This window comes from Mesorhizobium escarrei (genome assembly GCF_935825525.1).
GTDB classification, from domain to species: Bacteria; Pseudomonadota; Alphaproteobacteria; order Rhizobiales; family Rhizobiaceae; genus Mesorhizobium; species Mesorhizobium escarrei.
In genome coordinates, this window is the sequence record NZ_CAKXZT010000146.1 from 18153 (window position 1) to 30128 (window position 11976).

Here is an 11976-nt window from a genome sequence, read left to right on the forward strand (position 1 = left end):
GCGGTGCCGAACCTTTATCCTGCTCTACCATCGCCGATAAGCCTGATGCATGTGGCCTCGGCCGTCCTGCTTGCCATCTTGATGGCTTTGGTGCTGATCCTGTGGGGCGATCCCCGGGCTCCGATCTTGGCCATCGGTGGAGCCGGCGGCGCCGCCATCGCTGTTTATCTAGTCATACGGCCCTTGAGCGCCCTTTATGTCGCGATCTTCCTTGCGCTGATGCCAATGGCGCTTCGGTTCGGGATTGTCTACGATGTCGCCGCTAATTCGGCTCTCGCGTTAGCGTTAGGGGCGTGGCTGCTCAATATCATCGTTCAGCGGCAGCACATTCAGTGGAACGCCGTATACGTTCTAATGAGCCTCTATCTTGTCTGGGCGGTCGTCACGCTGCTTTGGGCTCCCGATCTCATCCTGGCCCGGAAAGAACTTGTCGCCTATGCCAGTGGGGTCATTCTGCTGCTACTCATTTCTGAGCAGGTCAGATCGATCGCAGCCATAGACGGATTGATGCGCGTCCTGATGTTGATGGGCTGGATCCTCGTCCTGGGTGGATTGCACGCAGTTTTCGCGGGCGGTTTCCAGCCTGGTGAGCGACTGCAAGTCTTGGGTATGAACGAGAATCTCTTTGGTGTGGCGCTGGTCCTGACGCTTCCCGGCCAGATTTGGCCGGTATTGCGCTCGTCCGGCCCGAACCGCGCATTCCACCTGGTCCTCAGTATTTTCTTCATCCTTTGCACCTTGGGTCTCGTGGCTCTCAGCGGGTCCCGGGGAAGTTCGATCTCGCTCCTGCTCGTGCTGCTCGCGTTCTTCTTCTACAAGCCCATGAGGCCGTTCGGCATCCTCGGAATAGTACTGGTGGTTGGCATGTTTACCATTGCACCACTCGCCACGGATGTCCTTGTGCAACGCTTCGAGGATCGTGAGGGCGGAGGTCTGGGAGGACGCGTTTTGCTGTGGCATGCTAGTTCGCGACTTGTAGCCGACAACCTGTGGACCGGGGTGGGAATTGGCAACGGCCCATCCGAGCTCTACCAATATGTCGCTTCCCTGACGAGCATCTACGCTGATCGTCCTGCTGTGACGAGTCACAATCCGCTGCTCGAGGTAGCAGTAGAGACAGGCGTGCTCGGCGTCTTTCTCTATGCTAGTGCCGTAGTTCTCGCCGTATGGCAATTTTTTCGGTACGGCAGCAGATTGCAAACTCACAATGAGCTGGTCGCAAGCTATTTCCCGCTGATGCTCGGTGTGTCCGTAGGGTACTTCGCCTCCTGGTTGAAGGGCGGAGGCATGGACGCTCATCCGACCTTCTTCATACTTCTCGGACTGCTCGTGTTCCCGGCCCGATTGTTAGCATCAGGGAGGACTTGCTGATACGGGCCAACCACGGTTCGCCGGCGTGGACCATTGCCGAGAGGTGGCCTTAAAAATCTGGACAATTGGAAAGTGGGAATTCTGCTGAAAGCGGCGATGATTGCCGCGGATCAGGAGAAGACATGACGAACGGACAGGCGGAACCACACGCCGACTTTCAGCGGCGGCAATCGGTGGCAGAATAAGGAAGTAAGCACATGTGTGGACTATTCGGCTGGTTCGGCGAGAAACCTCGTAGCGGCGACGAACAGGTCGGGGTTCTATCCAGGCTGCTTCAGCATCGCGGGCCGGACGATGCGGGCTACGAGAGTGGGGCGGGCTGGGGGCTGGGCTTCCGCCGCCTGAGCATCCTCGACCTGAGCCCGCTTGGCCACCAGCCAATGGTGTCGCCTGAGGGTCGCTACTGGCTCATCTTCAACGGCGAAATTTATAACTACATCGAGCTGCGGCAGACGTTGGAGCGCGAGGGCGAACAGTTCCAAAGCGGCTCGGATACTGAAGTGCTGGTTCATCTTCTGGCGCGGGAGGGTGCGCGCGCACTGTGCCGTCTGAATGGCATGTTTGGATTCGCCTTCGTGGACACCCACGCGCGGACCTTCATCATTGCAAGAGACCGTTTGGGCGTGAAGCCGCTGTACTACCATCTCGGGCAAGGAAGTTTGCGCTTCGCCTCGGAGCTGAAGGCGCTGCTCGCATGGTCTGACGCCCCGCGTGAGGTGGACCCTGCCGCAGTTGCCGAGTATCTGGCCCTGAATTATCTCTCCACTGACCGGTGCATTTTCAAGGGCTATCAAAAGCTCCCGCCCGCACACTATCTGGCAGGGAGACTTGACGAGCCGCACCGCGCCCGATTGGGCCAATACTGGCAGGTGGCTGATGAGGAGGCTGGCACAGATGCGCTCTCGTCGGCCCAACTGGACCACCTGTTGGCCCTCCTGACCGACGCCACCCGCATTCGCCTGCGAAGTGACGTTCCAGTCGGCATTTTTCTGTCCGGCGGCATTGATAGCGGGCTGGTGGCCGCGCTGGCGGGGGAGGCGGCAGAGGGAACGCGCCCGCTCGCGCTCACCGTCGGCTTTTCCGAGCGTGATTACGACGAGAGCGACTTTGCCCGCGCCACCGCCGAGCGTGCCGGGTTGGAACACCGCCTCATCGTGCAACAGCCTGCCAGCCTCTCCGATATAGACCGCCTCGCCTGGTTCTACGATGAGCCGTTCGGCGATGCATCCGCGCTGCCTACCTTTGCACTGTGCCAGGCTGCGGCAGAGCACGCGACGGTCTTTCTGACGGGGGATGGCGGCGACGAGGCGTTTGGCGGCTACCGCCGTTACGTCGAGGCGCAACGGTATCGTTGGCTTGCAGCGTTACCCCCCCCGATAGGTTGGGCGATGCGCGGGCTGTCGCAAATGTTGCCGGTTCTTTCATCGTACCGTCACCGCTTGCTGAAAAGTGGGCTGCGGGATGGGGGGTACGCCGCCGCCTTTGATGGTGTGCCAACCGATCCGGCTCTGCAACTCGCCATCGGCCCCGTTGTGCGCGACCATTTCGCGGGGGCAGGCGCACCGCTCTGGGAGCGGTGGAGTGCCACGCGCGGGCAAACGATTCAGGCGCGCCAACAGGCACTGGATTACGCGCTGTACCTGCCGGACGACATCCTTGTGAAGATGGACCGAGCCTCGATGGCGCATTCTATCGAGGTGCGTTCGCCTTTCCTGGACTATCGCGTCGTCGAGTGGGCCGCGAGGTTGCCCCGTGCGGCACTCCTCAACACCCGTGAGGGCAAACTCCCCCTGCGAAAGCTGGCGGAGCGGCTGTTGCCGACGCAGGTGCAGCGCGGCAGCAAGCGCGGCTTTGGCGTTCCGCTTCGCGCCTGGTTTCAGCAGCCGAGTGGGCAAACGTTCCTCCGCGAACGGCTGCTTTCCCGGGAGGCGAAGGCGCGCGGCTTCTGGGATGTAACGTGCGTGGAACGCATCATCGAGGCCCACACCTGGGCGGGTGGGCGAGACTTCGGGCCGCTGTTGTGGCGGTTGCTCTTTCTGGATGCGTGGTCGCGCACCTATGTCGACAGTGATACATTCTTACAGGGGCCACCCTCTGCAATGGGCAATGGAAACCCACCCCGGCTGAAAGAAGTGGCCTGAAGAATCTGGACAGTTGGATAGGTGGGAATGCTGCCTGAAAGCGGAGATGATTGCCGCAGATCAGGGGAAGACATGACGAAACGGACACAGCGGAAGGCAAAGTGGCGCTGGCAGCGGTCAGAGGGGAGAAGCGGTGGTCGGATTTGCCCAGCAGTTCGAAAGCTTCAGCAAAAGGAGGGGCTGCCGCTCGTGGCGCCGTAAGCGCGAACTTCAGACACTTATTGTACAGCAGATGTGCTGTGCGGCGGCCGAGCAACGAGAGACACCGTATATCGGTACTTGCCTGAGGGCAGCTTCGGAATGGTGTCGACGAACTCGAAGGCCACCTGACATGCGGATCCCATAACGCGCTGCAGCGAACTGCGGATCTCCGCCAGAGCACCCTCTGGCGGCGACGTGGATGTGACCATCTTCACCAGGATCACGTTATAGTCTTGCTGGATAATCTGGGTCTTCCTCAGCCAGCCAGAGTTATGCACAACTCCGATGAAGTGTATAAAGAAGTTTCCGGGGATAGTCGAGCCGTCCTCGCGGACAAAGGCATCGGTTATGCGACCCGTTACTGTTGTCAGTCTTTCGACGGAGGGCGTCGGGGTTCTGACCATAGCACCGACCACCGCGCGGTCGCCGATCCGGTAGCGAATAATCGGCATGGCGTAGTTCGTCAGGCACGTGACCAGCACTTCGCCTTCTTCGCCCGGCCCACATGGCTCGCCTGCCTCATCCACGACCTCGACAAAATTGCTATAGGTGAAGATTTTCAGCCCTGCTCCGGCCTCGCGCTCGCCGGCGATGCTGCCGACTTCTCGTGAGCCGTAACGATTTAATACCGGGCAGTCGAAGGCACGCGTGACCTCTTCACGAATGAAGGGATACAGAGTTCCGGCGCTCGTGACGACGCTCCTGATACGGGGCAACTTGATCTGCTCGGCATTGATGTAGCGCGCAAGTTCGTAGATGCTTTCGGCGTAAGCTTCGATGATGACCGGGCGCACACGCTGAATTACTCTTACGTAGTTCTGCATGTGTTGTCTGCTTAGATCGAAGGAGTTGAGGAACGTTTGGTTCCGTATGAAGTTGCTGAGCTTGTTGCGCCATCCTAACGTCCCGAATAGTATGTCGCGGTCCGACCCCCAAAGTTTGACGAGGGGCTCACCTGCGGTTCGGCCAGCCCAGGAATAGTGCATCTCGGTCAAGGCCTGTCCCATGTCGTTGTAGTAGCGGTCCTGCAGCAACGTCACCGGTTCTCCACTGCTTCCGCCCGAGCTGTTCTTGTACCACGCCCTCGAGGCCAGATCATCGCTCTTCAGAAGGTCGAATTTCGTGTGCAACATCTCCCTGGTAAGCTCCGGCACCTGCCGAAAGCGTTCGAGGTTCACTTGATCGCCGTGCACCACACCAGTAGCGGCCAGCACATCACGGTAATTCGGCACGTTGCGCGCAGCGTGCCGCAAGAGTTGCGAAAGCCGCTCGTGCTGCTCCTCTCGCTGCCGTGATACCGGCTGACTGTGGAATTCGTGCAAGAAGGAACAATAGCCGGGGATCGGATTACGAGAAATCCATGTGTCGTAGACCTTCAAGACCGGTGCACGCCAATTAAGCACGGGGCCTCCCATCTAGAATGCTCCACAGCAATTCGCGATCTGAGCGATTTAAACACAAGAAATAAGCAATTATACTGTAGAATACAGCTATTGTCACGGCCATTGCGCCGAGAGCTAGCCAATTAGGTGGCCACCAAAGCTGTGAGATGAACCTGCCGGCGAAGCCGATAGCTAGCGTGCCGAGTGCCCCGGCCGTCAAGGGCGCATAGAACGACCACCAGGGGAGACGCAACAGGACCGCGCAGTAGCTAGACAAGAACAGACAATTCTTGATCGTCCACACGATGGCCGCGGCTGCTGCGACCCCGGCTATTCCCCACCCGCTCCAGCGTGCGAGCGCTATCGCCAGGCCGATATTGGCGAAGCCGAGGGCGAGCGTGACCAGCCCTTGCACTTTGACTCGGTTGTACGCCGTCACTACGTAGAGAAGCGGCCTGATGGCCAGGTTTACGGCCAAATGACCAACGAGAAGGATCAGCAGCACGTCAAGTTGAGCAAACTCGGGGCCAAGCCACAGATGCAGCAAAGGCCCGCCAAAGCCGCACAGCAGGCCAACCGGCAGGGCTAGTGCAACCGCAAGGAGCTTGACGGAATGATGAGCGATCCGTCGCATTCCCTCGATGTCGTCTACGGCGTAGCGCGCCATAATTGCCGGGCTTAACACCGTAGCGACGGCTTCCGTAAGCGTGTGTATCAAAGCAGGGATGAGCAACACGGCACCGTATCGTCCGGTCATCTCGGCACCGAACATGGCGTTCACAATCAGGAGGTCCACCTGCATCAGCAGGAGTGCGCCGGTCTGATTGACTGCCGACCAGCCGCCCAAATTCGCAAGCGCCCGAAAATGATGACGGTCGATGCTTCGGTAATTGAGTTGCAACTCCGGCGTCAAGCGCCTCCAGACGACTACATCGCCGGCAAGCCCAATCAAGGCGGAGATGACGAAAGCCGCTGCGACATGCCAGAGACTTGCCGGCCAGACCATGAAACAGAGTGCTATGGTGCCCACCCGGGTCAGCAACGTAAGTGAGAGCACGATATTTCGCAGGTCGAAGCGATGCCTGATCAGGCTTGCAACACCGAAATTGCTGCTCAGAATTGTTACAAGGAACGCAGCGCCGACACTTGCAAACAGAAACTGGGTCGCACGCTCCAGCCCGGTTGGAACATTGAACAGCGCCGGAAGGAAATAAGTCAGAATGCCGACCGGTACCAACAGGGCGCTACAAGCAATTGCCGAAAGCGCTAGGGCTGTGTTGAACGTCCCGTTCGCGCTGACTGTGTTGCCTTGATTCAGGTCTATCGCCAGAAATCGGGTAATCGAAACGTTCAGGCTGGTTCCAACCAAGGCGCCATACATGACCAGGGAACTTGATAGCGCGATCATCCCGTATGCTGCTACGCCGAGATTACTTACCAGAAACGGAATATACCACAGCATGAGAGCTGTGTTCAAAACGACGTAACATGCATTGGATGCCACATTGCTGACGAAGCGGACTCTCGCAACGTCAGCCATCGGCGTTACGGGTGACGCCGGCATTCGACATGGCATTCCCATCCTGCTGCCCTCGTTGGGACCACTGCCGGGCCGACGAAAGCAATCCAATTATCCATGATACAGCGCGCAGCTCGTATGAGGCGCCAAGATGTCAGCAAAAAACCCATAGCTTGAGTTTGACGCGCAAAACTGGATCCCGCAAGTCGTTTCAAGTCTGACGGGTGTCAAGTGATGAATGTATCGAAGCGCCGCTTAGCCTCGGCTTCAAGCACAGTCACCGAAGCTTCACGATGCGAAACGCACCTCAACGCGTTTAGCCCACCTAGCAGCGATTTGCTGGGGAACATAGGAATCGGCCAAACGCCGCGCTGAGCCATCCCCTCTTGAAACTCCGAGATCAAGTTGTTCAGCCGCAAGTAACTGTGTCGTTGCTGGAGACAGAATTCCTCCCAAAGCCTGCCCAGATGAGATGAATCTGCGAGAGCCATGTTAAGATTATCGAGACAGGAGAATTCACGTTGAGCTTCTTGCTTGGAAAGTATGCGAACACCATCATCAGGCGAGTACCGGTGGACAAGCGGCTCACCTATGATTCGTTTATGTTCGACGTCTAGAACGAGCGATGCAGCCATTCCTGTATTCCAATCGGCTCCCTTGTTGGGCCAATAGAAAAGGAAGTTTCCAAGCCCATAGAATATTGGTTTGCTCTTGTAGCTCTCGTATGCGCTTATCACGTGCGTATGGTGATAGATAACAGCATCTGCGCCAAAATCAGCATAGAGGCGGGCTCTTTGAATTCGTTCCGGAGAAGGTAGCGGAAAATATTCGGCACCTCCGTGAATGATAACGATTACGAAGTCAGAAACGGTCTTTTCCTCTATTATCCAGTAATACATTGATGCGATATCTTCTTTTATAACACCCACACGCCCCGCCTCAACGACGCCAAATTCTTGCTCCGCGACATTGATGAACGAAGCAGAAGTCCCTTGCGCGATGTAGCGAAGCCGGTGAGGTGCTTCTGCCCCTTTCATTCCAGCACCCAGATGCTCGATATTGTTTTCATCGAGGGCATTTAATGTGTCCTCAAGTCCGGAGATGCCGAAATCCATCATGTGATTATTAGCGAGTGTTGCCACGGCCAATCCGCTCTGAGCTATAGAGGGCAGGAGATCCTTATTCCCCCTGAGCGCGGGCCCCACCTTCTTTTCGCTCGTCTTTTTAGAAGTTATTGGTGACTCGAGATTGAAGATATTCAGGTCTGCCGCGCTCAAAAATCTTCTTGTGGAGCAAGAAAAGATGGCCGGCGAACCGGGCTGTCTTGCAAGCTCGTTGATGGGGTCCGTCAGCACGAGATCGCCGAGTACATTGATTTTGATCATCCTGGGTTAGCCTATATCGTCAGCTATGGGGTCCTATGGATAATACTTGGACCTTCCTGACGTAACGAGCAATACTTTAAGAGTCCGTTTTGAGAATCAGGGATGGGCATTTCGTCGGATCATGTTCCCACCCAATGGCGACGAGGATCATGGCGTGGGAGACGTCGATGCGCTGTTCATAGCCGCGCCCGAGCCGTCGCCAGCGCGTCATCCATCCGAAGGCGCATCGTCGTCCGCGAAACTTGCGAGGTCCGGCTCAAGCGCGAGAAGGCCGAAGCCGAGGCAGTGAAAGCGGACGAGGAAGAACTGGCGCGAATAACGAAAGTAAGCAGGCGATCTGACCAACGACAGACTCGCCGATATCCGGCGCGGTGTGATTCTCTCTTTCAGCCGGGCGCTCGAAACGTCGGTGACTCACGAGGACACTGACGCCAGCAGGATGATTTTGTCAGCAGCACGAGCGCGATGACAAGCTGAGAAGGATGGCTCTTTTGACCGAGCTGAAGGACACCAATGTGCGCCTTGCCGACATCACTGCAAGACTTCGCGCCGCCAGCCAGAAGATGCAGCCGACGTGGCGTCCGCCAAGCCACTGCCAGTGGCCGGCGAAACCTTCCAGGCTCAGGTCACGATCATCCGCAAGGTCGGCGAGGAATGGCGCAGACAGCCGGCCGGACAAGACACCGAAGTGTCACCGGGTGACACAAGAGGTAAGGTTCAGCAGCGGTCCGATCGCGCGGCGATCCGAGAGACTTGCCGATTGCGTCACTCTTTGAAAGCTCTGGAAATCTGGTCGGTAAAGGGTTTCAGCAAATAGGACCAGACATTGCGCTCGTCGGTGCGTATGTGAACTTCGGCGGGCATGCCGGGTTTGAGTATTTTCGCACCCGTCAGGCAGGTCGTTGCATTTTCGACGTTGATGCGTGCCGAAAAGTACGAGAGCTGACTTTTCTCATCTTTAATCAGATCTGCAGAGATGTGGTGGACCGAGCCTTCGCAAACAGGTGTCGTCCCTGCGTCGAACGCCGGAAAGCGGATTGAAACCCGCTGTCCAGGACGTACATCATCGATACGCTCTGGAGGAACGAGCGCATCCACGACCAGGTTGTCGGCATCGGGCACAATCATCATGAGCACTTCTCCGGGAGCAACCACGCCTTCGATGGTGTGGATCGCGGATTCTTGTACTGTTCCCGACTGTGGGGCGCGGATATCTGTCCTGGCGAGTTCGTCTTCCGCGACGACCTTGCGCTCATTGAGTTCGGTCTGTTTGGCTTCCGTTTCGCGAAGTTCAGTCGTTACCTCGCTGCGCATTTGCTCGTCGAGTTGAAGCACCTGCAGGTCAGTTTCACTGATACGAGCCTGGACCTCCGCGATTGCTGCGATAAGGCGTCCTAACTCGCCGTGAGTCCGGCTCTTCTCCAAGCTGATAGTGCTCAGCCTCTCTTTGGAGACCAACTTCTGCGCGTAGAGGGACTCGACGTCGGCAAGGTTCCGCGTCAGCAAATCCAGGGACTCGTCCATCGCCGCCTGCTGCGCTTTGAGGCCATCGATCTGACGTTCCAATTGCTTCGAGCGGCTTTTCAATTGTGCCTTCTGGCCAGCCAGCGCCGCGGCGCGGCTTTCGAACACGGCGCGTTCGCCACTGACAAGTGCCGCCAGTTGCGGGTCGTCCATCCGGACCCGAACGCTGGGTGGAAGTTTCATTTCCGGCAGGCCCTGACGCTCGGCCTCCAGCCGCGCCAGACGAATGGTGGCGCGCTCGAGATCCTCGCTGACTATCTGCAGGTTTGCTCGTGTCAACGTGTCGTTCAGCCTGACCAACACATCGCCGGCACGCACATGGTCTCCGTTCTTGGCGAAGATGCCGCCGACGGTGCCGCCGGTTTGATGCTGGACTTTCTTTATGTTGCTTTCGACCACCACGGTGGCGGGCGCAATCACCGCGCCGGCAATCTTGGTCAACCCCAGCCAGAGCCCTCCGCCGAAGATCAACAGGAAGGTGGTCGCCAGGCCAAGGATCAAATTGGCCCTGATACCATCCGGCTCTTCGATTGGATTCGTCCCGATCCACTGGCTTCCGCCGGCGACCGGAGCAAATGATGACAGCGTCACGTCAGACAAGGAGCAAGACCTCAAGACACGTAGCAACACCTCACGCATGGCCGCTTGCACCTTGCTGCAGCGGGACGACACTATTTGGCCGCGGGAAGGGCCGGATCACATTTGCCAGAACGTCTTCGCGCGAGCCAAATGAATGGAGCATGCCGTTCGACATGACGAGCACCTGGTCGATGTTGACGAGACCGGACGGACGATGTGCGACAACGATCGCGATACCACCGCGTTCGCGCACTGCCAGGATTGCCCCGCCCAAGGCAACATCGCCGTCTGCATCCAGATTGGAATTTGGTTCATCGAGAACGACAAGGAATGGGTCACCATAAAGCGCCCTGGCGAGCCCGACGAGCTGCCGCTGCCCGGCCGACAGGGCCGCTCCGCCTTCACCGATGCGCGTTTGGAAACCTTCCGGCAGACGCATGATCATCTTGTCCACGCCCGCAGCCTTGGCGGCTGCCAGCACGCCTTTTGCGTCACTCTTGTCGCCGAACCTTGAAATGTTGTCTGCGATCGTTCCGTCGAACAGTTCAACATCCTGCGGCAGGTAGCCAATATGAGTGCCGAGCAGCTCCGAATTCCATTGATCGAGCGAGGCGCCGTCCAATCTAACCGCGCCCCGAAGCGGTTTCCATGCCCCGACCAAAGCGCGCACGAGCGTCGTCTTGCCAGAGCCGCTCGGGCCGACGATCGCCAAGCCGGCACCTCTCGACAGGCGGAAGCTTACATTGACGACCGTTGGCTTCCGCTGACTTGGTGGCGCGACCGTCAGTTCCTCGACCACAAGCTGTGTCTGTGGGCGCGGCAGCTCCATAGGGTTTTTCTGGGCACCGAAAGCGTCCAACGCTGACGCCAGGGCGGAATAGCTTCGCCGAGTGGCCAGAAACCCTCTCCAGTTTGCGATCGCCACATCGACCGGCGCCAATGAGCGGCCCAGCAATATGGACGACGCGATGATCACGCCGGGCGAAGCCTCGCCGCCGATCACAAGGTAGGCACCAAGCCCCAGTACGGACGATTGCAGGGCCATTCGGAGTGTTTTCGACAAGGAACTCGCTGCGCCAACGACATCGGAGAGCTGCTCCTGGTTCCTGAGGTAAAGATGGCTGATCTCATTCCAGCGCCGACCGAGCTGGGCGGAAAGGCCCATCGCCTGAACGACCTCTGCGTTGCGGCGGCCGGAATCGGCAAGAAGCCGCTGTGCCACAAGCGTTTCAGATGCACGCGCGGCGGGTTTGCGGGCGACGACTTCCGCGACTACGGTCAAAAGTACGACAGTGGCCGCACCTACGGTCGCCAACACACCAAGCGAAGGGTGCAGCAGATAGATGACCACCATATAAAACGGTATCCAGGGAGCGTCGAAGACGACTGTCGGTCCCAGTCCGGAAAGAAAGCCGCGCAACTGGTCCAGATCGCGAAGTGGCTGCACCCGGTTCGAATCCTGCCCACCAGTAAGCGGCAGGGAAAGCGAGGCAGCGAACGCCTTTTGCTGCAGATCTCTGTGCAGGCGGCTGCCAATGCGGACCAACAGGCGAAGCCTGACGAAATCGAGGAGCCCATAGACGGCGTAGACGCCAAGCATCCCGATCGTAAATCCGACAAGTGTCGGAATGCTCTGCGAAGGCAGCACGCGATCGTAGATCTGGAGCATGTAGACGGAGCCGGTCAAGGCGAGAACGTTTATCACTGCCGAGAAAACGCCGACGCCAACCAGTCCGTGCATTGAGCCGAACAAAGCGGAACGTAATTCGGGCGAGCGCCCTTGCGCTGACTTCATGATTGGCGATCTTTCGTGCGAGATTGCCGCGCGAACGTGTTGGTCATGTCGATGATGGGTAAACCCTCTTGCCTTGCGG

The 11976-nt window shown here is 58.2% G+C and carries 7 protein-coding genes and 1 pseudogene; 2 read left to right on the forward strand and 6 right to left on the reverse strand.

All coding sequences use genetic code 11. The annotated features are described in order from the left end of the window. Nucleotides 1-3 precede the first annotated feature (3 nt). Complete coding sequence (locus tag NMG80_RS24945; RefSeq protein ID WP_254020565.1) at nucleotides 4-1371, forward strand: O-antigen ligase family protein; 1368 nt, start codon at nucleotides 4-6, stop codon at nucleotides 1369-1371. Between the two features lie 197 nt (nucleotides 1372-1568). Continuing rightward, complete coding sequence (gene asnB / locus NMG80_RS24950) at nucleotides 1569-3512, forward strand: asparagine synthase (glutamine-hydrolyzing) (RefSeq protein ID WP_254020566.1); 1944 nt, start codon at nucleotides 1569-1571, stop codon at nucleotides 3510-3512. A 218-nt stretch (nucleotides 3513-3730) separates the two neighbouring features. On the opposite strand, the gene NMG80_RS24955 is transcribed toward asnB, so the two are convergent. From NMG80_RS24955 to NMG80_RS24980, 6 genes and pseudogenes are all read right to left on the reverse strand, one after another. Beyond that, nucleotides 3731-5092, reverse strand: coding sequence for a phenylacetate--CoA ligase family protein (locus NMG80_RS24955; protein ID WP_254020567.1), 1362 nt, complete (start codon nucleotides 5090-5092; stop codon nucleotides 3731-3733). A gap of 16 nt (nucleotides 5093-5108) precedes the next feature. Next, nucleotides 5109-6635 carry a lipopolysaccharide biosynthesis protein gene (locus NMG80_RS24960; protein ID WP_254020568.1) on the reverse strand — a complete coding sequence of 509 codons (1527 nt, stop codon included), beginning with the start codon at nucleotides 6633-6635 and terminating at the stop codon, nucleotides 5109-5111. Between the two features lie 206 nt (nucleotides 6636-6841). Next, nucleotides 6842-7999: a CapA family protein gene (locus NMG80_RS24965; RefSeq protein ID WP_254020569.1), complete on the reverse strand. Its 1158-nt coding sequence runs from the start codon at nucleotides 7997-7999 to the stop codon at nucleotides 6842-6844. Nucleotides 8000-8095: 96 nt separating this feature from the next. Next, nucleotides 8096-8222 (reverse strand): annotated as a pseudogene (locus NMG80_RS24970) (IS5/IS1182 family transposase); the annotation flags it as partial. A 542-nt stretch (nucleotides 8223-8764) separates the two neighbouring features. Continuing rightward, nucleotides 8765-10114, reverse strand: coding sequence for an HlyD family type I secretion periplasmic adaptor subunit (locus NMG80_RS24975; RefSeq protein ID WP_254020595.1), 1350 nt, complete (start codon nucleotides 10112-10114; stop codon nucleotides 8765-8767). Nucleotides 10115-10154: 40 nt separating this feature from the next. Then, nucleotides 10155-11897, reverse strand: a complete 1743-nt coding sequence (locus NMG80_RS24980) for a type I secretion system permease/ATPase (RefSeq protein ID WP_254020570.1) — start codon at nucleotides 11895-11897, stop codon at nucleotides 10155-10157. Nucleotides 11898-11976 lie beyond the last annotated feature (79 nt).